Origin of the sequence: Xanthomonas sp. LMG 8993, assembly GCF_009835065.2 — a bacterium.
Taxonomy (GTDB): Bacteria; Pseudomonadota; Gammaproteobacteria; order Xanthomonadales; family Xanthomonadaceae; genus Xanthomonas; species Xanthomonas arboricola.
The window spans coordinates 163,520-184,014 of record NZ_QVIF02000007.1 but is presented as its reverse complement, the minus strand read 5'-3'; the positions used below and the strand labels follow the sequence as shown (position 1 = coordinate 184,014).

General features: G+C 64.2%; 18 protein-coding genes and 1 tRNA gene. 3 read left to right on the top strand and 16 right to left on the bottom strand.

The genetic code is table 11. From position 1 onward, the window contains the following. Entirely contained in the window at positions 1–1,146 is a 1,146-nt protein-coding gene (locus DYQ94_RS14360) for a 5-(carboxyamino)imidazole ribonucleotide synthase (RefSeq protein WP_126965974.1), read from the bottom strand. Beyond that, positions 1,143–1,646: a 5-(carboxyamino)imidazole ribonucleotide mutase gene (gene purE / locus DYQ94_RS14355; protein WP_016901088.1), complete on the bottom strand. Its 504-nt coding sequence runs from the start codon at positions 1,644–1,646 to the stop codon at positions 1,143–1,145. Before purE ends, DYQ94_RS14360 begins: the two co-directional genes overlap by 4 nt. 58 nt (positions 1,647–1,704) lie before the next feature. On the opposite strand from purE, the gene DYQ94_RS14350 reads away from it, so the two are divergent. The 3 genes from DYQ94_RS14350 to DYQ94_RS14340 all read left to right on the top strand — a co-directional run bounded on the left by DYQ94_RS14350 (position 1,705) and on the right by DYQ94_RS14340 (position 3,964). Continuing rightward, a complete protein-coding gene (locus DYQ94_RS14350) occupies positions 1,705–1,974 on the top strand; it encodes a Trm112 family protein (RefSeq protein ID WP_024937963.1) in 270 nt (89 codons plus the stop codon). Next, complete coding sequence (nadC, locus tag DYQ94_RS14345; protein WP_126965973.1) at positions 1,971–2,855, top strand: carboxylating nicotinate-nucleotide diphosphorylase; 885 nt, start codon at positions 1,971–1,973, stop codon at positions 2,853–2,855. Before DYQ94_RS14350 ends, nadC begins: the two co-directional genes overlap by 4 nt. A gap of 62 nt (positions 2,856–2,917) precedes the next feature. Next, entirely contained in the window at positions 2,918–3,964 is a 1,047-nt protein-coding gene (locus DYQ94_RS14340) for a DUF2272 domain-containing protein (RefSeq protein ID WP_160954464.1), read from the top strand. 224 nt (positions 3,965–4,188) lie between these two features. On the opposite strand, the gene pnp is transcribed toward DYQ94_RS14340, so the two are convergent. The 14 genes from pnp to nuoI form a co-directional block, all read right to left on the bottom strand. Then, a complete protein-coding gene (gene pnp / locus DYQ94_RS14335) occupies positions 4,189–6,303 on the bottom strand; it encodes a polyribonucleotide nucleotidyltransferase (RefSeq protein WP_054592535.1) in 2,115 nt (704 codons plus the stop codon). Between the two features lie 169 nt (positions 6,304–6,472). Continuing rightward, positions 6,473–6,733, bottom strand: coding sequence for a 30S ribosomal protein S15 (rpsO, locus tag DYQ94_RS14330; protein WP_003485583.1), 261 nt, complete (start codon positions 6,731–6,733; stop codon positions 6,473–6,475). Between the two features lie 157 nt (positions 6,734–6,890). Beyond that, a complete protein-coding gene (gene truB / locus DYQ94_RS14325) occupies positions 6,891–7,817 on the bottom strand; it encodes a tRNA pseudouridine(55) synthase TruB (protein ID WP_054592593.1) in 927 nt (308 codons plus the stop codon). An 80-nt stretch (positions 7,818–7,897) separates the two neighbouring features. Beyond that, the gene (gene rbfA, locus DYQ94_RS14320; protein ID WP_024937968.1) at positions 7,898–8,290 is read right to left on the bottom strand and encodes a 30S ribosome-binding factor RbfA; all 393 of its coding nucleotides are present in this window, start codon (positions 8,288–8,290) and stop codon (positions 7,898–7,900) included. Positions 8,291–8,431: 141 nt separating this feature from the next. After that, positions 8,432–11,140 (bottom strand): translation initiation factor IF-2, encoded by a 2,709-nt coding sequence (gene infB, locus DYQ94_RS14315; RefSeq protein ID WP_160954463.1) that lies wholly within the window; start codon positions 11,138–11,140, stop codon positions 8,432–8,434. A 95-nt stretch (positions 11,141–11,235) separates the two neighbouring features. Beyond that, complete coding sequence (gene nusA / locus DYQ94_RS14310; protein ID WP_024937970.1) at positions 11,236–12,747, bottom strand: transcription termination factor NusA; 1,512 nt, start codon at positions 12,745–12,747, stop codon at positions 11,236–11,238. 4 nt (positions 12,748–12,751) lie between these two features. After that, positions 12,752–13,342 carry a ribosome maturation factor RimP gene (gene rimP / locus DYQ94_RS14305; protein ID WP_024937971.1) on the bottom strand — a complete coding sequence of 197 codons (591 nt, stop codon included), beginning with the start codon at positions 13,340–13,342 and terminating at the stop codon, positions 12,752–12,754. A 210-nt stretch (positions 13,343–13,552) separates the two neighbouring features. Then, a tRNA-Met gene (locus DYQ94_RS14300) sits at positions 13,553–13,629 on the bottom strand. Positions 13,630–13,832: 203 nt separating this feature from the next. Continuing rightward, on the bottom strand, positions 13,833–15,293 hold the full coding sequence (gene nuoN, locus DYQ94_RS14295) for an NADH-quinone oxidoreductase subunit NuoN (protein ID WP_024937972.1): 1,461 nt from the start codon (positions 15,291–15,293) through the stop codon (positions 13,833–13,835). 36 nt (positions 15,294–15,329) lie between these two features. Further along, positions 15,330–16,832, bottom strand: coding sequence for an NADH-quinone oxidoreductase subunit M (locus DYQ94_RS14290; RefSeq protein ID WP_039522180.1), 1,503 nt, complete (start codon positions 16,830–16,832; stop codon positions 15,330–15,332). Between the two features lie 20 nt (positions 16,833–16,852). After that, complete coding sequence (gene nuoL, locus DYQ94_RS14285; RefSeq protein ID WP_126965971.1) at positions 16,853–19,027, bottom strand: NADH-quinone oxidoreductase subunit L; 2,175 nt, start codon at positions 19,025–19,027, stop codon at positions 16,853–16,855. Between the two features lie 7 nt (positions 19,028–19,034). Continuing rightward, on the bottom strand, positions 19,035–19,340 hold the full coding sequence (gene nuoK, locus DYQ94_RS14280) for an NADH-quinone oxidoreductase subunit NuoK (protein ID WP_006450557.1): 306 nt from the start codon (positions 19,338–19,340) through the stop codon (positions 19,035–19,037). After that, entirely contained in the window at positions 19,337–19,999 is a 663-nt protein-coding gene (locus tag DYQ94_RS14275; RefSeq protein WP_172837831.1) for an NADH-quinone oxidoreductase subunit J, read from the bottom strand. Before DYQ94_RS14275 ends, nuoK begins: the two co-directional genes overlap by 4 nt. 4 nt (positions 20,000–20,003) lie before the next feature. Beyond that, a complete protein-coding gene (gene nuoI, locus DYQ94_RS14270) occupies positions 20,004–20,492 on the bottom strand; it encodes an NADH-quinone oxidoreductase subunit NuoI (protein ID WP_002810206.1) in 489 nt (162 codons plus the stop codon). Positions 20,493–20,495 lie beyond the last annotated feature (3 nt).

The following is a 20,495-nucleotide window of genomic DNA, read 5'->3' as shown; positions in this document are numbered from 1 at the left end:
TTATGCTTCGCTCAAACGCGCGAGCACCGGTTCGACCTGCGCATCACGCTGCAGCGTGGTGCCTGCTGCGCTCAGCGCCTGCGCAAGCGCCTGCGGCGTCTCTGCGCGCAGTGTGGCATGGCCGACCTTGCGGCCCTCGCGCGATTGCTTGCCGTAGTCGTGCCAATGCCCACCGGGCACCGCCAAAAATGCAGTCGCGTCCGGCATCGCGCCCAGCCAGTTGAGCATGCAGGCATGCCCGCGTATCGCGGTACTGCCGAGCGGCAGACCGAGCACGGCGCGCACATGATTTTCGAACTGTGAGGTCTCGGCACCTTCGATGGTCCAATGCCCGGAGTTGTGCACGCGCGGCGCCATCTCGTTGGCGAGCAACTGGCCATCGCGTACGAACAGTTCCAGCGCGAACACGCCGACGTAGTCCAGACGTTCGGCGACCGCACGCGCATGCGTCTCTGCCGCAGCCTGCAAGCCGGCATCCACACGCGCCGGCGCAAGACTGGCCGAGAGCACGCCGTCCACATGCCAGTTCTCGGTCAGCGGCCAGGCGCGGAATTCGCCATCACGCCCACGCACTGCCACCACGCTGACCTCGCGCTCGAACGGCACGAAGGCCTCCACGATCAGTCCGACCTTCGCCGCCTGCGCGCCGAGCGCGTCCCACGCGGCATCGGCATCGGCCAGCGCCTTGATGCGGAACTGGCCCTTGCCGTCGTAGCCGAAGCGACGTGTCTTGAGCACGCACGGCGTGCCGATACGGGCCAATGCAGCGTCGAGCCCTGCACGGTCGTCGATGGCGGCGAACTCGGGCACCGGAATGCCGAGCTCGAGGAACAGGGTTTTTTCGCTGAGCCGGTCCTGCGCCACCGCCAACGCGGCAGCGCTGGGAAACACCGGCACCTGCGCAGCCAACTGCTGCGCGCCGGCGGCCGGCACGTTTTCGAAATCGAAGGTGATCACATCCACCTGTGCGGCGAATGCGGCAAGCGCGGCGGTGTCGTCAAAGGCGCCCGCCTGCAGCGGCGCCACCTGCCCTGCGCAGGCATCGGTAGCCGGGTCGAACACCCCAAACCGCAAGCCCAACGGCGCACCGGCCAACACCAGCATGCGGGCCAACTGGCCGCCACCCAGAATGCCGACTGTGGTCATTGGCGCGGGTCGTCGCTGGCCATGACATCGTCGGTCTGCCTGGCGCGGAACTGCGCCAGTGCCTGACCGATCTGCGCCTGCTCCGGCGCCAGCATCGCGGCGGCGAACAAGGCCGCATTGGCCGCGCCGGCGTTGCCGATCGCAAACGTCGCCACCGGAATCCCGGCCGGCATCTGCACGATCGACAGCAACGAATCCATGCCGTTGAGCGCCTTGGACTGTACCGGCACACCGAGCACCGGCACCGCCGTCTTGGCCGCCAGCATGCCCGGCAGATGCGCCGCGCCACCGGCGCCGGCAATGATCGCGCGCAGACCGCGTTCGCCAGCCTGCTCGGCATAGCTGAACAATACGTCCGGTGTGCGGTGCGCCGAGACCACCTTGACTTCGTAAGGCACGCCCAGCGCATCGAGCTTCTGAGCTGCGTGTTGCATGGTTTCCCAATCGGAACGGGAACCCATCACGATGCCGACCAGCGGCGCGGAGTGGTTGGAGGTCATGGCCCTGCCCTGCGGTAAAGACGTATTCTAGCCATCTTCCACGCAAGACAAGACTTCGATGGATCGCAAACTGCTCGACCTGCTGTGCTCGCCCGATACCCGCCAGCCGCTCTCGCTGCTCGACGGCAAGGGCCTGGAGGCACTCAACACCGCCATCGCCGGCGGAACCCTGCAGCGTGCCGACGGCACCGCGCAGACACAGCCACTGCGCGAGGCGCTGATCACGCGCGACCGCAAGCAGATCTTCCGCGTCGACGACGGCATTCCGGTGCTGCTGGCCGAAGAAGCCATCGGCACTGCGCAGATCGCCGACTTCCCCGAAAAGTGAATCCTTCTGTTCGCACCATCGTGCCGGAGGCGCCACCGGCCGCGCTGGTGGAGGCCGATGTGGCGCGCGCGCTGGCCGAGGACATCGGCAGCGGCGATGTGACCGCGGCGCTTTTGCCCGATCAGCCAGACAGCGCATACCTGCTGTGCAAGCAGGACGCCGTGATCGCCGGGCGGCCGTGGTTCGACGCCACGCACCGCGCGCTCGATCCGCAGGTGCGGATCGACTGGCAGGTGCACGAAGGCCAGCACGTCGCCGCCGGCACGGTGCTGGCGCTGCTACATGGCCGCAGCCGCAGCCTGGTCAGCGCCGAGCGCACCTCGCTCAACTTCATGCAGACGCTATCGGCCACCGCGACCGCCACCGCTGCATACGTGGCTGCCGTGGCCGGCACCGGCACGCGCATCCTGGACACGCGCAAGACGCTGCCGGGCCTGCGCGTCGCGCAGAAATACGCGGTGCGCTGCGGCGGTGGCGACAACCACCGCATCGGCCTGTTCGACACGGTGATGCTCAAGGAAAACCATATTCGCGCCGCCGGCTCGCTGAGCGCCGCCGTGCATGCCGCACGTGCGCAGCAACCGCAGTTGCCGCTGGTGGTGGAGGTGGAAACGCTGGAGCAGCTGCACGAGGCCTTGCAGGTCGGTTGCACGCGCATCCTGATCGACGATTTCGACCCGGCGATGCGTCGCGACGCGGTGCGCATCGTTGCCGCCCTGCCGCGCGAACAACGCATCCCTCTGGAAGTCTCCGGCAGCGTGGATCTGGCCGGCATTGCCGCCATTGCAGCCGATGGGGTGGATTGCATCTCCATCGGCGGGCTCACCAAGCACGTGCACGCGGTCGATCTGTCGCTCAAACTCGGCCCACCGCCGCGCTGATTTCACGCGTGCCCGCAGCCGGCTCTGTCAGCCTGCTGCGATTGTTCTGTGCAGGATCTGCGATGACTGTAAAACCTTGGCCGTGGCTCTGTCTGGTGTTGGCCGTATGGGGCGGCACCGCGGCCGCCGCGGAAGTCTGCGATGTACCGCCGCGCTTCGGCACCAGCCCTGCAGCAATCGCCATCGTGCGCAGTGCCTGCAACGAGCATCGCCTGTGGCAGCACCCGTTTATCGATGCCAAGGGCCGTCTGGCCAGCCTGGGCGTGACCGAGGCCGAATCGGGCTATCTGGCCGACCACGGCGTGGTCGCCTGGCAACGCGTGGCCGGCTACTGGCGCGACAGCGGCACGCTGGCATCGATGGGCGGCCGCCCCGGCGCATCGAGTTGCGCGGCACTGGATGGCACGCGCTACACCGCCAGCGATTGCCGCGCGTTCCTGGTCGACAACCCATGGTCGGCCGCCTTCATCTCCTGGGTGATGACGCAGGCCGGCCTGAGCGGTTTCCACCGCTCTGCACGCCATCTGGATTACATCCGCAGCGCCTACAACGATGGCGCAAGCGGCCCGTACCAGTTCACCGACCCGGCGGTGGAAAAACCCGCCCCCGGCGATCTGCTGTGCCTGCTGCGCGGGCGCAGCGCTGCGCTCGGCTACGCCGGCCTCAAGGCCGGGCTTGGCGGCAGCGCGCCGATGCCGTGGCAATCGCATTGCGACGTGGTGATCGCCGCCAACGTCGGTGGCGATCGCACCCTGTACCTGATCGGCGGCAATGTGTTCAACACGGTGATGATGCGCAAGATGCCGCTGGACCGCGCCGGCCGCGTGGTGTTGCCGACGCCCCAATCCGACGGCAGCCAGGACCAGAGCGAAGACGGCCTGGGCATCGCCAGCGAGTGCACGCCGGCACACGAAGAACTCTGCGATTTCAATCGACGCGACTGGGCGGCCCTGTTGAAGCTGCGCCCGGATGCGGTGATGACGGCGCCACCACCGGTCGAACCGCTGCCTTCGCCAACCACCTTACCCACCACGATGCCGCCGGGTTTCCCGCGCGTGGTGCCGCCGCGTCCGGAGACACAGCCCGCGCCGACACAGCAGCCCGGGTAAGCAAGGCTCAAAGCCCCGCTCCCATCCGGAGAGGGGTTGGAGTGAGGGTACGGCGGCGAAGCCTTGGCCAAGGCTCAACCGCGCGAGGCTTCGTCCGTACCCTCATCCGCCCCTGCGGGGCACCTTCTCCCGCAGGAGAAGGATCAAGTCAGGCGCCCTTGCCGAACAGCCAACAAAAAAGCGGGCCGAAGCCCGCTTTTTCGTGACGCATCAACCAGCGGCGATTACTCGGCCGACGGCGGAACGCCCTCGCCTTCTTCCACTGCCTTGATCGACAGACGGATACGGCCCTGCTTGTCCACTTCCAGCACCTTGACGCGGACCAGATCGCCTTCCTTCAGCTTGTCGCCGACCTTTTCCACGCGCTCGCTGGAGATCTGCGAGACGTGCACCAGGCCGTCCTTGCCCGGCAGGATGGTGACGAACGCACCGAAGTCCATGATCTTGGCGACCTTGCCTTCGTAGATGCGGCCCGGCTCCACGTCGGAGGTGATCTGCTCGATGCGCGACTTCGCAGCTTGCGCGGCAATCGCATTGACCGAGGCGATGATGATCGTGCCGTCGTCCTGGATGTCGATCTGGGTACCGGTTTCCTTGGTGATGGCCTGGATGGTCGAGCCGCCCTTGCCGATCACTTCGCGGATCTTGTCCGGGTGGATCTTGATGGTCAGCAGACGCGGCGCGTAGTCGCTCAGTTCCTGACGCGGAGTGGTCAGCGCATGCGCCATCTCGCCGAGGATGTGCAGACGGCCGGCCTTGGCCTGCTGCAATGCCTGCTTCATGATTTCTTCGGTGATGCCTTCGATCTTGATGTCCATCTGCAACGCGGACACGCCTTCGGAAGTGCCGGCCACCTTGAAGTCCATGTCGCCGAGGTGATCTTCGTCACCCAGGATGTCCGACAGCACCACGAAGTCGTTGCCTTCCTTGACCAGGCCCATCGCGATACCGGCGACCGGCGCCTTGATCGGCACACCGGCGTCCATCAGCGCCAGCGAGCTGCCGCAGACCGATGCCATCGAGGACGAACCGTTGGACTCGGTGATTTCCGAGACCACGCGGATGGTGTACGGGAATTCTTCCAGGCTCGGCATCACTGCCAGCACGCCGCGTTTGGCCAGACGGCCGTGGCCGATCTCGCGACGCTTCGGCGCGCCGAAACGACCGCACTCGCCCACCGAGTAAGGAGGGAAGTTGTAATGGAACAGGAAGTTCTCTTTGTACTCGCCCGAGACGGCGTCGATGACCTGACCGTCGCGTGCGGTGCCGAGCGTGGTGATCACGATCGCCTGGGTCTCGCCGCGGGTGAACAGCGCCGAACCGTGGGTACGCGGCAGCACGCCGGCCTTGGCGCTGATCGGACGCACGGTATCTAGTGCACGGCCGTCGATGCGCACCTTGGTGCTCAGCACCGAGCCGCGCATGGTCTGGTATTCCAGCTCGCCGAATTCCTTGGACAGGTCACCGGCAGCCCAGCCTTCGACCGTGGCGCGCGGTGCCAGCGCACCCAGCACGTCCTTCTTGATCGCCGAAATCGCGTCGCGGCGCTGCAGCTTGTCGCGCACCTGGAACGCCGACGCGAGCTGGTCGCCCACCGCTTCCTTCAGCGCAGCGATCATGCTGTCGTTCTTGGCCGGAGCCACCCAGTCGGACGGCTTGGTGCCGGCTTCGACGGTCAGCTCGTTGATGATGTTGATGACCTTCTGCATCTCGCGATGGCCGAACGTCACCGCGCCCAGCATCACTTCTTCCGACAACAGCTCGGCTTCGGACTCGACCATCAGCACCGCATTGGCGGTACCGGCCACGACCAGCTCCAGCTGCGAATCCTTCAGCTCGGTCACGGTCGGGTTGAGGATGTATTCGCCATTCTTGTAACCGACCTTCGCCGCAGCGATCGGGCCGTTGAACGGGGTGCCGGCCAGCGACAGCGCAGCCGATGCGCCGATCAGCGCGGCGATATCGCCGTCGATGTCCGGGTTCATCGACATCACGGTGGCGATGATCTGCACTTCGTTCTTGTAGTCCTCCGGGAACAGCGGACGGATCGGGCGATCGATCAGGCGCGAGATCAACGTTTCCTTCTCGGTCGCACGTCCTTCGCGCTTGAAGAAGCCGCCCGGGATGCGGCCGCCGGCGTAGAACTTCTCCTGATAATCAACCGTCAGAGGAAAGAAGTCCTGCCCTTCGCGCGCGCTCTTGGCGGCGACGGCGGTGACCAGCAGTACGGTGTCGTCGAACTTGACGATGACGGCGCCGCCTGCCTGGCGAGCGATTTCGCCCGTCTCCAGGGTGACGGTGTGCTTGCCGTACTGGAAGGTTTTGGTGATTTTTGCCACGGAGGTTTTTTCCCTTAGGTGTTGCTGTCTTCGTTGGACCGTCGTCGACCCATGCCGAGAACGGGCGGCCGGGAGGCTCCGGCCCATGAACTGCATGCTGCAGATAACGTGATGCGAATGACCAAAACAAAGCCGCGGCGCATCGCTGCGCCGCGGCGGTGTGACTCGATTAGCGGCGCAGGCCGAGCTTCTCGATCAAGGACTTGTAACGCTCGTTGTCCTTCTTCTTCAGGTAGTCGAGCAGGCTGCGGCGACGGTTGACCATCTGCAGCAGGCCACGACGGCTGTGGTGATCCTTCTTGTGGGTCTTGAAGTGACCAGTCAGCAGCTCGATGCGCGCGGTCAGCAGGGCGACCTGCACTTCCGGCGAACCGGTGTCCTGGGCGCTGCGCTTGTTGTCTTCAATAACTTTCTGGGTGTCGACGGACATGATGTTTACTCGATAGATGCGTGGTCGGCAGGAACGTGCATGACGCACCGCCGGACTCGCCGTTTGCTAGGGATGAGCGCGCTTGGCGCTGGAGGTGCCCCGATCGGGGCCGCAAAATTGTAACGTCGTGCGGGCCCGGGAACAAGTTGACTAAACCTTAACAAGCCCCTGCTTCGTTCAGTCCATTGAACAATCGCTGCGGCGACAAACGCCCCTCCGCGTCCACCAGGCCTAGCCCTGAGGGGATCCCGTCGGGTCCGAACACGGCCACCTGGCCGGTCGGGAATGCAGGATCGCGCAGACGCTGACCCATGCGAAAACGCGCCGCATGCGACGCATCGAGCACGATCCGCGCAAAATCGGCCAGTCCGGCCTCGATCGGCAGCAATAGCTCCTGCGCGTCGGTGCCCGCTTCCAGGGCTGCCGACAGCGCTTCCAGCGTGATCATCTGCGGCGCGCGAAACGGCTCCACCCAGAGCCGGCGCAGCGAGGCGATATGCGCACCGCAGCCAAGCACCTCGCCCAGATCGCGCGCCAGGCTGCGGATATAGGTGCCCGAGCCGCAGGTCACACGCAACTGCAGCCGCGGCGCGGCGTAACCGAGCACATCGATTGCATGCACATCGACCTCGCGCACCGGCGCCTCGATCACCTCGCCACGGCGAGCCTTGGCGTACAGCGGCTCGCCACCCTGCTTGAGCGCAGAATAGATCGGCGCCTGTTGGCGGATGCGCCCGATGAAGGGAGTCAGCGCTGCACGCAGCGCGTCTTCGCCCAGTGCCGGCAACGCACGCTCGCGCAACACCTGACCATCGGCATCGTCGGTATCGGTGGTGACACCCAGCACGATCTCGGCGTCGTAGGCCTTGGCCGAACCGAGCAGCAGGCCGGCAATCTTGGTGGCCTCGCCCAGACACAGCGGCAGCAAGCCGGTGGCCAGCGGATCCAGGCTGCCGGTGTGGCCGCCCTTTTCGGCACGCAACAAACGGCGCGCGGACTGCAAGGCCGTGTTGGAGCTGACTCCAGCCGGCTTGTCGAGCAACAGGATGCCGTGCAACGGGCGATAGACGATACGGGGTTTCAACAGATCGGTGCTCGAATCGGGCACTGTGCGTGCCCGTTGAAATCGGGGCCGCTGATCGACAGGCGGCGGGCCGGCAGCGCTCAGCGCTGCTCGGCGTCCTCGTCGCTGGATGCGGCCTCGGGGCCGACATCGTCCAAGTCACGCAGCAGGTTGTCGATACGCTCGCCGCGGTCGACCGAATCGTCGTAATGGAAATGCAGCTCGGGCACGTGGCGCAGCTTCATCGCGCGCGCCAGCTGCGTACGCAACTGACCGGCGATTTCCTTAAGCCCCTTGACCGCTTCGGCCGAGCGTTCCTGCTGCAGCGCGGTGACGAACACCTTGGCATGCGCCAGGTCGCGGCTGATTTCGACGTCGGAAACGCTGACCGACGGCAGGCCGTGGTCGCGCACGGCCGCGTGCACGATCGTGCCGAGGTCGCGACGCACCTGCGCCGAAACGCGGTCGGTGCGATGAAATGATTTGGTTGGCATGGTCATGGACCTGGTTGATTCGGAGGGCCAATTGGCACCGAAGCCAAAAACGGACGCGGGCGGCCATGCCGCCCCCGCCTTGCAGAACTCGCGTTGCAACTCCGCCTGGCGGAGTCCGGGGCCCGCAGGCCCCGGCAGCCCTTACAGCGTGCGGGCGACTTCGATACGCTCGAAGCACTCGATCTGGTCGCCGGCCTTGACGTCGTTGTAGGCCTTCACGCCGATACCGCACTCGGTACCGTTGCGCACTTCCTCGACGTTTTCCTTGAAGCGACGCAGCGATTCCAGCTCGCCCTCGAACACCACGACGCTGTCGCGGAGTACGCGGATCGGCTTGCTGCGCTTCACCACGCCTTCGATGACCATGCAGCCTGCAACCGCGCCGAACTTCGAGCTGCGGAACACATCGCGGACCTGTGCGATGCCGATGATCTCTTCGCGGATTTCCACGCCGAGCAGACCGGAGGCCACCTGCTTCACCTGGTCGATCACGTCATAGATGATCGAGAAGTAACGCAGATCGATGCCGTTGGACTCGACGATCTTGCGGGCCGAGGCATCGGCACGCACGTTGAAGCCGATCACCGTGGCCTTGGAGGCCGCTGCCGAATTCGCATCGGATTCGGTGATGCCGCCCACGCCGGAGTGGATCACGTTGATGCGGATGTCGTCGTTGGACAACGCCACCAGCGATTGCTTGAGCGCTTCCACCGAGCCCTGCACGTCGGCCTTGATCACCAGGTTCAGCACCTGCTGGCCTTCACCCTTGCCCATCTGGGCCAGGATGTCTTCCATGCGGTTGCTGGCCGAGGCCACCAGACGCGACTCGCGACGCTTGGTTTCGCGCTGCTGCGCCACGTCCTTGGCCAGACGCTCGTCGTCGACGACCACGAAGTCGTCGCCGGCTTCCGGCACGCCGGACAGGCCGAGCACCTGCACCGGGATCGACGGGCCGGCCGAGGCCGGCTGGTGGCCAGTCTCGTCGAACAGCGCACGCACGCGGCCGTACTGGATGCCGCACACCAGGTAATCGCCACGCTTCAGCGCGCCCTGCTGCACCAGCACCGTGGCCACCGGGCCGCGGCCCTTGTCCAGCGAGGATTCGATCACGGTGCCGCTGGCGCGGCCTTCGGCCACTGCCTTGAGTTCCAGCACTTCGGCCTGCAGCGAGATCGCGTCCAGCAGCGTGTCCACACCGGTACCGACCTTGGCCGACACTTCGATGAACTGGGTATCGCCACCGAACTCTTCGGCCACCACGTTTTCGGCCAGCAATTCGTTCTTGACCCGCAGCGGATCGGCACCGGCCTTGTCGATCTTGTTCACCGCCACGATCAACGGAACGCCTGCCGCCTTGGCATGCGCCACCGCTTCCTTGGTCTGCGGCATCACGCCGTCATCGGCTGCAACCACCAGCACCACGATGTCGGTGATCTTGGCTCCACGGGCACGCATCGAGGTAAACGCGGCATGGCCGGGCGTATCCAGGAAGCTGATGACGCCACGGGCGGTTTCGACGTGGTACGCACCGATGTGCTGGGTGATGCCGCCGGCTTCGCCGGAGGCGATCTTGGTGCGACGGATGTAATCCAGCAGCGAGGTCTTGCCGTGATCGACGTGACCCATGATGGTCACCACCGGCGGACGCGGCGTGGCATCGCCCTGCGCATCCTCGGCATGTGCCAGCAGCGCATCCTCGAAGTCGGCATTGTCGGCACGCACGGCCTTGTGGCCGAGTTCTTCAGTCACCAGCGCGGCGGTGTCATGGTCGATGCTCTGGGTGATGGTCGCCATGACGCCCATCTTGAACAGCGCCTTGACCACGTCGCCGCCCTTGAGCGCGAGCTTCTGCGCCAGATCGGCAACGGTGATGGTCTCGCCGATCGCCACTTCGCGCACCACCGGTGCGGTCGGACGTTCGAATCCGTGCGGACCGCTGTTGCCCTGGTTGCCACCACGGCCATTGTCGTTGCCACGACGCGAGGACGACGAGCCCGGACGACCGGTCGGCTTGCCGCGCACGTTGGAACGGCGCGCACGATCTGCCGCGGACAGGTGCAACTGCCCGGCAAAACGCTTGGTCGCATCGTCGTCCTCGACACCGGCCACCATGACGTGCGAACCGCGCGTCTTGTGCTTGGCGGCATTGGAACGGTCGTCAGGACGCGCCGGCGTGGCCGGGCGCGATGCCGGCGATGCGCCAGCCGGACGGGCCGGACGCGGCGCAGACGACGGCGACGGTGCGCGTGCGGCAGGCGCTGCAGACGGTGCGGGTGCGGCAGCCACCGGCGCCGGCGCACTGGCAGCCGCAGCGGCTTCCTCGGCAGCCTTGCGCTCGGCTTCGGCGCGGTCGCGCGCAGCCTGTTCCTCTTCGCGCTTGCGCTGGATCGCCTCGTCGCGCAGGCGGTCGCTTTCGGCCAGTGCCTGCTGCTCGTCGAGATTGCGCTGACGCGAAGCGGCGAGCTTGGCCAGGATGTCGGCGCGCTCTTCGTCCGGCGTCATCGGCGCAGGACGGCCGCCGCCTTCGTTTTCGGACTTCACATAGGTGCGCTTCTGCCGCACTTCCACGTTGACCGTGGTCTTGGTGCGGCCGGCGCTGACCGTGACTTCCTGCAGCTTGCGCCGGTTGAGCGTGATCTTCTTGGCTGCTTCGCTCGCCGCTTCGGCGGGCGTCTCGGCCTTGCCATGCGTGCGACGCAGGAAGCCAAGCAGTTTCATCTTCTCGGTGCTGGTCACGACCTGGTCGGGACCGCTGAACTTCATTCCGGCCTCGGCCAGTTGAACCAGCAGTTTATCGACCGGCGTATTGACCAGTTCGGCAAGCTTGCGGATGGTGGTTTGCTGCGACATTCGGATCCTATGATCTGGTTGGCGCCCCCTCGCCCAGAGCAAGGGAAACGCTGATTCTAAGCCCTGATGGGGTCAGGGCGCGGTTCATTGCCGGCTCATTCGCCGCGCTCCAAACGGGCGATCTCCTCGGCGCGGGCCGCCAGGATCAGCGCCGCGGCGCGCTCCTGGGTCAGACCCTCGATGCCGAAGTCGACGATCTCGTCCGCTGCCAGGTCGGACAGGTCCTCGCTGGTGCGCACGCCGTGCTCGGCCAGAGCAAAGGCCGTTTCCTCGTCCATCCCCTCCAGCGCCAGCAGGTCCTCGGTGGGCTGAGTTCCTTCCAGGCCTTCTTCTTCTGCCAGCGCGGCGTTGAGCAACGCATCGCGGGCACGGGCGCGCAACTCTTCGACGATGTCTTCGTCGAAGCCTTCCACCGCCAGCAACTCGCCGACCGGCACGTAGGCGATTTCTTCGACCGTATTGAAGCCTTCGGTCACCAGGATCGCTGCGATTTCTTCGTCCACTTCCAGGCGATCCATGAACAACTGGCGCGCGGAGGTCTGCTCGGCTTCGGACTTGGCGGCCACCTGGTCGGCGGTCATCACGTTGAGCTGCCAACCGGTCAGGCGGCTGGCCAGACGCACGTTCTGGCCGCCCTTGCCGATCGCCTGGGCCAGGCGGTCTTCCGCCACGGCCAGATCCATCGAGTGCTTGTCTTCATCGACGATGATCGACTGCACTTCGGCCGGCGCCATCGCATTGATGACGAAGTTGGCCGGGTTCTCGTTCCACAGCACGATGTCCACGCGCTCGCCATTGAGCTCGTTGGATACCGCCTGCACGCGCGAACCACGCATGCCGATGCACGCGCCGATCGGATCGGTGCGGGTGTCGTGCGCGATCACCGCGATCTTGGCGCGGTCGCCCGGATCGCGTGCGCAGGCCTTGATCTCGACCAGGCCCTGACCCACTTCCGGCACTTCGAGCTTGAACAGCTCGATCATGAATTCCGGCGCGGCGCGACTGATGAACAGCTGCGGGCCACGTGGCTCGGAACGCACTTCGGCCAGATAGCCGCGCACGCGGTCGCCCGGGCGCAGCACGTCACGCGGAATGCCCTTGTCCTTGGGAATGAAGGCTTCGGCATTGCCGCCCAGATCGACAAAGATGTTGCCGCGCTCGGCGCGCTTGACCACACCGGTGATCAACTCGCCGACGCGATCCTTCCAGGCATCGACCACCTGCTGACGCTCGGCCTCGCGCACACGCTGCACGATCACCTGCTTGGCAGCCTGCGCCGCGATACGGCCGAAGTCCGGGTTTTCGATCTGTTCTTCGATGTAGTCTCCCACCTCGACGCCGTCGGCTTCGTCAACGGCATCCATCAGACGCACCTGGCGATCCGGGGATTCCATCACGACATCGTCGGCAACCACTTCCCAACGACGATAGGTTTCGTAGTTACCGTCCTTGTGGTCGATGGTCACGCGCGTCAGCACGTCCTGGTCGGGATAGCGCTTCTTCGCTGCGGAAGCCAGCGCGGCCTCGATCGCATCGAAGATCACTTCGCGCGGCACGCCCTTTTCGTTGGCCACCGCATCCACTACCAGCAAAAGTTCCTTGCTCATTTCGTCACTCCGCGCGCGGCTTGCCAGCCGCCGACTCGTTGGATGGTTTCTTCTTGTCGTGCCCGGGTTTTTTCGGGCCGGGCTTGTTCGGTTTTTGCGGGGCCAGGCCCAGGGCGACCCAATCCGGCAGGATGCGCGCCTTGTCGATGTTGTCGAAGCCGATCTGCACATCCTTGCCGTCGACGGCGAACACCACCGCATCCGCCTCGGAGTCGATCCGCACGATCTGGCCCTGGAAGCGGCGCCGGCCATCCTGCGCCAGCTTCAGCACGATCTTGGCGGACTCGCCAACGTGACGGCCGAACTGCTCCAGCGTGAACAACGGACGATCCACACCCGGCGAGGACACCTCGAGCGTGTAGTTGCCGGTGATGGGGTCTTCGACGTCGAGCTGGGCCGAGACTTCGCGGCTCACACGCTCGCAGTCGTCGACGTTGATGACACGCTCGGGCTGTTCGGCCAGCGGCACATCGATGTACAGGCGCAATGTGGCGCCACCTGGAGCGGGAAGATATTCCACACCCAGCAGTTCCAAGCCCAAGGACTCAACCGTTGGACTCAGCAGATTCGCGATTTCGGTCGCTTTTTCGCTCACAGACTGCCCTGATCAGATGATTGCCAGTAGAACCCCGGCAACCGGCAGCAAACTTTCCGGTTCCGGAAAAAACAAGGGGCCCGATGGGCCCCTTGCGTGAAAAAAGCCCGACCTCTCAGGGTCGGCGCAAAGACGGGAACATGCGTCTTTGCGATCCAAGAAGCTGAAGGACTGCCCTAAGGCATTGCATTAAAGCAGTACTTCAAAACTTGGTAGCGGGGGCAGGATTTGAACCTGCGACCTTCGGGTTATGAGCCCGACGAGCTGCCAGACTGCTCCACCCCGCAGCAGAAGCGGAATTATGAAGAACTTGAGCGGCAATTGCAAGCCCTAGTTTTTCATCGATTGAAAACCCCGGGGGGGTCTTCAACGTCGCGGCAAATGATAACCGCATTGCAACAAAAACGAAACAGCAATCACGACTTTATTTCAGTCGGCCCATCAACAGTGCGTGTGCACATGTGCCGCGAGGTCATGCCACGACTGTGACTCAGGCAAGGCCTGCAAATGCACGCTGGCACCACACCATGATCGGGCTCCAGGCCAGGCCCAGCGCAAGCAACGCAAGCGCGTTGACACCGAGCACGGTACCCAGCACACGGTCGTTGTTGGCCGGCAGCGGCTCGCCCACCGGCTCATCGAAGTACATGACCTTGATGACGCGCAGATAGTAGAAGGCGCCGATCACCGCGCAGAGCACACCGACCAGGGCCAGCCACAGCATGTCGCCATTTACTGCGGCGCTGAGCACCGCCAGCTTGGTCCAGAAGCCCAGGAACGGCGGGATACCCGCAAGCGAGGCCATGATGCACAGCACCAGGCCGGCCATCCACGGATTGCGTGCGTTGAGTCCCTTGAAATCATCGATGTTCTCGGCTTCGAAGCCGTTGCGCGACAACGCGATGATCGCGCCGAACGCGGCGGTCGACATGATGGTATAGCTCACCGCGTAGAACATCGCCGCGGCATAGCCTTCCTCGCCACCACCGGCCACGCCCATCAACAGAAAGCCGATGTGCGAGACGGTCGAGTACGCCAGCATGCGCTTGAGGTTGCTCTGCGCAATCGCCATCAGGTTGCCGATCACCAGCGACACCGCAGACAGGCCGCCGATCAACAGATGCCACTGCGGCGACAGCGGCCCCATGCCGACCTCGAGCAGGCGATACGCCATACCGAAGGCAGCGAGCTTGGGCGCAGAGCTGATGAACAAGGCAATCGGCGCCGGCGCCCCCTGATACACGTCAGGCAACCACATGTGGAACGGGGCAGCACCCAGCTTGAAGGCCACGCCGGCGATCATGAAGATGGTGCCGGTCAGCAGCAGCGTGCGCTCGTTGGAGCCTTCGATCGCGTCGTGGATGCCGCTCAGGCTCAGCGTACCGGTGGCGCCATAGACCAGCGACATGCCGTACAGCAGCAGGCCCGAGGCCAACGAACCGAGCACGAAGTACTTCATCGCCGCTTCGGTAGCCAGGCCGTTATCGCGATTGGAGGCGACCAATGCGTACGAGCACAGCGCGAGCAGTTCCAGGCCCAGGTACACCATCAGCAGGCTGCCGGCCGAGGTCAGCAGCATCATGCCGGCGGTGGCGAACAACACCAGCACCGGGATCTCGCCCTGGTAGAGATTGCGTTCGCGCAGGTAGGTCCAGCCATAGACCAGGCTCAGGCCACTGACCAGCACGATCACCGTCTTCATCACGTCGGCTGCGGTGTCGCGCACGAACATGCCGTGAAAGATCTCGCCCTGCCCGCCCGTACCGGTCGCCAACAGCGCGAACACCACCGCGAGCACGGCGACGGAGAACAGGTGGGTCCAGACCTTGTTCCGCTGGCTCACGAACAGGTCGAGCATCAGCAGTGCAAAGGCGCCGCCGATCAGCACCAGCTCCGGAACAAGCGGAGCCAGGTCAGCGGTGGTCAACGGCGCGAGCGTTGGCGTGGTCATCATCAAATCCTGGAAATCAAAACGTACGGCAAGCTGTTACAGCTTGGACGCGGCAATCTGGGTAGCCAGCTTGGCGATCGATGGTTCCATCAGATCGGTCAGCGGCTTCGGATACAGGCCCAGGGCCAGCACGCCAACGGCGAACACCCCCAGCACGAACGCCTCACGGCCATTGATGTCCTTCAGCTCGGCCACATGGGCATTGGCCACTTCGCCGAAGAACACGCGCTTGTAGAGCCACAGCGTATACGCGGCGGTGATCACCAGCGTGGTGGCGGCAGCGAAGGCAACCAGCGGATGCTTCTGGAAGCTAGCCAGGATCACCATGAACTCGCCGACGAAGCCACTGGTACCCGGCAGGCCAGCATTGGCCATGAAGAACAGCATGGAGAACGTCGCAAACCACGGCATCACGTTGACCACGCCACCGTAATCGGCGATGCGGCGGGTATGCATGCGGTCGTACAACACGCCGATGCAGGAGAACATCGCACCGGACACGAAGCCGTGCGAAATCATCTGCACCATCGCACCCTGCAGGCCCAGGCGGGCGGCATCGGTGCTGCCGTACTCACGCACCAGGGTGAAGGCGATGAAGGTGCCAAGGGTGACAAAGCCCATGTGCGCGATGGACGAATACGCCACCAGCTTCTTCATGTCGTCCTGCACCAGGGCTACCAGACCGACGTAGATCACCGCGATCAGCGACAGCGTGATCACCAGCCAGGCGAACTCGTGGCTTGCATCCGGCACGATCGGCAGGTTGAAGCGCAGGAAGCCGTAGCCACCGATCTTCAACGCGATCGCGGCCAGAATCACCGAACCGGCGGTCGGCGCTTCGACGTGCGCATCCGGCAGCCAGGTGTGCACCGGGAACATCGGCACCTTGACCGCGAACGCGATCAGGAAGGCGAAGAAGATCCAGGTCTGCTCCTTGGCGGTCAGCTGCAGCGCGTAGAGATCGGCCAGCTGGAAGCTGCCGCCCTTCAGGTACAGGTAGACCAGGCCCACCAGCATCAGCACCGAGCCGAGGAAGGTGTACAGGAAGAACTTCATCGCCGCGTAGATGCGCCGCGGACCGCCCCAGACGCCGATGATCAGGAACATCGGGATCAGCATGGCTTCGAAGAAGACATAGAACAGCATCGCGTCGGTCGCGGCAAAGATGCCGACCGTGACGCCTTCCAGGATCAGGAAGGCGGCCACGTACTGATTGACGCGTTTGTCGATCGAGCGCCAGGCACCGATCAGCGCCAGCACCGTCACCAGCGTGGTCAGCACGATCAACGCGACCGCGATGCCGTCCACGCCCAGGTTGTAGCCGATGTTGTAGGCCGGGATCCAGGCATGCAGTTCGATGAACTGCATGGCGTCATTGGCGGTGTCGTAGCCCAGCAGCGGCAGACTCAGCACAAAGGTCGCCACCGCCACCGCCAACGATGCCCAGCGGGCAGTCTCGGCGTTGCGCAACGCAAGGATCAAGGCGCCACCGATAATCGGCAGCCAGATCAAGATAGACAGTAAAGGCCAGTTCGACACGTTTTCTTATTCCGTACAGGTCAACGCCAGAAATGCATCAGTACCGCCAACAAGGCGATCAAACCGATGATCATTGCGAAGGCGTAGTGATAGAGGAAACCGGATTGCGTGCGACGCAGCAGATTTGCAGCCAGGTCGATCAGTCGGGCAGAACCATTGACGACGACACCGTCGACCACATGGGTATCGATGGCACGTGACGCCTTGCCAAGGACCACGCCGCCACCGGCGAAGCCATTGATCCAGAGCTTGTCGAAGCCGTACTTGTTTTCCAGCAGCCACACCACCGGCGCGAACGCCTTGCGCGACTTGGTGGCCAGTTCCGGCTTCCACAGATAGAACAGCGCAGCCAGCAGCAGACCGGCGACCGTCAGGAAGAACGGTGCCGCCATCATGCCATGCACCGCGAAGGCGACCGGGCCATGGAACTCTTCGGCCAGTGCGCCGACGGTGTCACGCGCCGGATCGTAGAAATCGACGATGCCGGTGAAGAACGACACTGCCTGCCCCTTGAGCGCATGCGCGGCGTGGTGGCCCTGCCAGTCGGTGCCGAACAGCATCGGACCGATGGTGAAGAAACCGATCGCCACCGACGGGATCGCCAGCAGGATCAACGGCAGCGTCACCACCCACTTGGATTCGTGCGGCTCGTGGGCACCATGGTGGCCATGACCGTGGTCGTCGTGGCCGTGCGTATTGTGTGCATGCACGTCGTGCGCATGACTATCGTGCGCGTGGACCTGCGCCTCGGCATCGGTGTGCGCACTGTCGTGGTGTGCATGCGCAGCGTGCGCATGGGCATCGCGGAAGCGTTCCTTGCCGTGGAAGGTCAGGAACAGCAGGCGGAAGCTGTAGAAGCTGGTCACCAGCACGCCGCCGAGCACTGCCCAATAACCATAGGTCGCGATCCAGCTATGCGACTCATGGGCATGGTGTGCGGCTGCCTCGATAATGGTGTCCTTGGAGTAGAAGCCGGAGAAGAACGGCGTGCCGACCAGTGCCAAGGTACCGATCACGCTGGTCCAGTAGGTCACCTTCATGTACTTGCGCAGGCCGCCCATCTTGCGCATGTCCTGCTCGTGGTGCATGCCGATGATGACCGAACCGGCCGCCAGGAACAGCAGCGCCTTGAAGAAGGCATGCGTCATCAGGTGGAACACGGCGGCCGAATACGCCGACACGCCCAGCGCCACGGTCATGTAGCCCAGCTGCGACAGCGTGGAGTACGCAACCACGCGCTTGATGTCGTTCTGCACGATGCCGATCAGGCCGGTGAAGAAGGCCGTGGTCGCACCGATGAACAGGATGAAGTTCAACGCGGTTTCCGACAGCTCGAACAGCGGCGACATGCGCGCGACCATGAAGATGCCGGCGGTCACCATCGTCGCGGCATGGATCAGTGCCGAAATCGGGGTCGGGCCTTCCATCGAGTCCGGCAGCCACACGTGCAACGGCACCTGCGCCGACTTGCCCATCGCGCCGATGAACAGGCAGATGCAGATCAGCGTCATCACGCTCCACTCATGCCCCGCGAACAGCTGCACCTTGGCACCGGCCATGGTGGTCGCGTTGGCGAACACGGTGGAGTAATCCAGCGAGCCGAACCACAGCAGCACACCGGCGATGCCGAGAATGAAGCCGAAGTCGCCGACGCGATTGACCAGGAACGCCTTCATGTTGGCGAACACGGCGGTCGGGCGCTTGAACCAGAAACCGATCAACAGGTAGGACACCAGACCCACCGCTTCCCAGCCGAAGAACAGCTGCAGGAAGTTGTTGCTCATCACCAGCGTGAGCATGGAGAAGGTGAACAACGAGATGTAGCTGAAGAAACGCTGGTAGCCCGGGTCTTCTTCCATGTAGCCGATGGTGTAGATGTGCACCAGCAGCGACACGAAGGTCACCACCACCATCATCATCGCGGTCAGGCGATCGACCATGAAGCCGACATGCGCCGAGTAGTTACCGACATCGAAGAAGGTGTACAGGTTCTGGTTGAACGGGCTGGCGCCCTGCTCCACCAGTTGATACAGCGTCAGGCACGACAGCACGCAGCTGACCGCCACACCCAGGATGGTGACGTATTGCGCGCCCTTGCGCCCTACCTGGCGACCGAACAGGCCGGCGATGATGCTGCCGACCAGCGGTGCAAGCACCACCGCGATCAACAGACTCTTGGAGAGAGTGATTTCCATCTACAGGTCAGCCCTTCAACGTATCGACTTCGGCCACATTGATCGTGCGGCGCGTGCGGAACAGAGTCACCAGGATCGCTAGGCCGATCGCAGCCTCCGCGGCGGCAACGGTCAGGATGAAGAACACGAACAGCTGACCGGCGGGGTCGCCAAGCTCGCGCGAGAACGCAATGAAGTTGACGTTGACCGACAGCAGCATCAGCTCGATCGACATCAGCAGCACGATGACGTTCTTGCGGTTGAGGAAGATGCCGGCCAGGGAGATGCAGAACAGCACCGCGCCCAGTCCCAGCAGGTGGCCCAAGGTAATCAAGACTTCGCCTCCTGTCCGTCGGCCGCATCCAGCTTCGGCGCGACCTGTACCGGCTTTTCAACCGCCATTTTGACCATGCGCAGACGATCGCCCGCCTTCACCCGCGACTGCTCGCCCGCATTCTGGTGCTTGATGCCAGTGCGCTTGCGCAGGGTCAGCATCACCGCGGCCACCACGGCCACGGTCAGGATCACCGCGGCGAACTCGAACGGCAGCAGGAACTGGGTATAGAGGGTCTTGGCCAGCCAGGTCAGGTTCGACACGTCGGCGGCCTGCGCAGCGGCGTTATCGGCCGGGAACGGTGCGGCACTGCGCGCCTTGACCCCGATCAGGGTGACCATCTGCGCCAGCATGGCAACCGCCACGATGACACCGACCGGCATGTACTTGACCCACCCTTCGCGCAGGCGGCTGGTGTCGATGTCCAGCATCATCACCACGAACAGGAACAGCACCATCACCGCGCCGACGTAGACCAGCACCAGCGTCACGCCGAGGAACTCGGCGCCGACCAGCAACCAGATGCATGCCATCGAGAAGAAGGTGAGGATCAGGCACAACACGGCGTACACCGGGTTGCGCACGCTGATCACCGCACCGGCGGACACGACCGCGACGGCGGAGAAGGCGTAAAAAGCAATAGTGACCCAGTCCATCATGACCTCAACGGAAGGCGGCATCGGCAGCGCGACGCTCGGCGATCTCGGTTTCAAACCGGTCTCCGATCGCCAGCAGCTGCGGCTTGTTGACAATGTTCTCGCCACGCTTCTCGAAGTGGTACTCGAGGATGTGCGTCTCGACGATCGAGTCCACCGGGCAGCTTTCTTCGCAGAAGCCGCAGAAGATGCACTTGAACAGATCGATGTCGTAGCGCGTGGTGCGGCGCGAGCCGTCCTCGCGCTTGGCCGAGTCGATGGTGATCGCCAGCGCCGGGCACACCGCTTCGCACAGCTTGCAGGCGATGCAGCGCTCTTCGCCGTTGGGATAGCGACGCAATGCGTGCAGGCCACGGAAACGCGGCGACTGCGGGAACTTCTCCATCGGGTACAGCACGGTGTACTTGGGCTTGAACGTGTATTTCAACGTCAGCCACAGGCCACCTAGCAGTTCGAGCAGAAGCAGGCTCTTGAAGTAATGGGTGATCTTGTTCATCAG

Coding starts and splice junctions, on each gene's coding strand:
- DYQ94_RS14360 (WP_126965974.1), bottom strand. CDS start 1,146: ATGACCACAGTCGGCATTCTGGGTGGCGGCCAGTTGGCCCGCATGCTG.
- purE (WP_016901088.1), bottom strand. CDS start 1,646: ATGACCTCCAACCACTCCGCGCCGCTGGTCGGCATCGTGATGGGTTCC.
- DYQ94_RS14350 (WP_024937963.1), top strand. CDS start 1,705: ATGGATCGCAAACTGCTCGACCTGCTGTGCTCGCCCGATACCCGCCAG.
- DYQ94_RS14340 (WP_160954464.1), top strand. CDS start 2,918: ATGACTGTAAAACCTTGGCCGTGGCTCTGTCTGGTGTTGGCCGTATGG.
- rpsO (WP_003485583.1), bottom strand. CDS start 6,733: ATGTCCGTCGACACCCAGAAAGTTATTGAAGACAACAAGCGCAGCGCC.
- rbfA (WP_024937968.1), bottom strand. CDS start 8,290: ATGCCAACCAAATCATTTCATCGCACCGACCGCGTTTCGGCGCAGGTG.
- infB (WP_160954463.1), bottom strand. CDS start 11,140: ATGTCGCAGCAAACCACCATCCGCAAGCTTGCCGAACTGGTCAATACG.
- nusA (WP_024937970.1), bottom strand. CDS start 12,747: ATGAGCAAGGAACTTTTGCTGGTAGTGGATGCGGTGGCCAACGAAAAG.
- nuoN (WP_024937972.1), bottom strand. CDS start 15,293: ATGACCACGCCAACGCTCGCGCCGTTGACCACCGCTGACCTGGCTCCG.
- nuoL (WP_126965971.1), bottom strand. CDS start 19,027: ATGGAAATCACTCTCTCCAAGAGTCTGTTGATCGCGGTGGTGCTTGCA.
- DYQ94_RS14275 (WP_172837831.1), bottom strand. CDS start 19,999: ATGATGGACTGGGTCACTATTGCTTTTTACGCCTTCTCCGCCGTCGCG.
- nuoI (WP_002810206.1), bottom strand. CDS start 20,492: ATGAACAAGATCACCCATTACTTCAAGAGCCTGCTTCTGCTCGAACTG.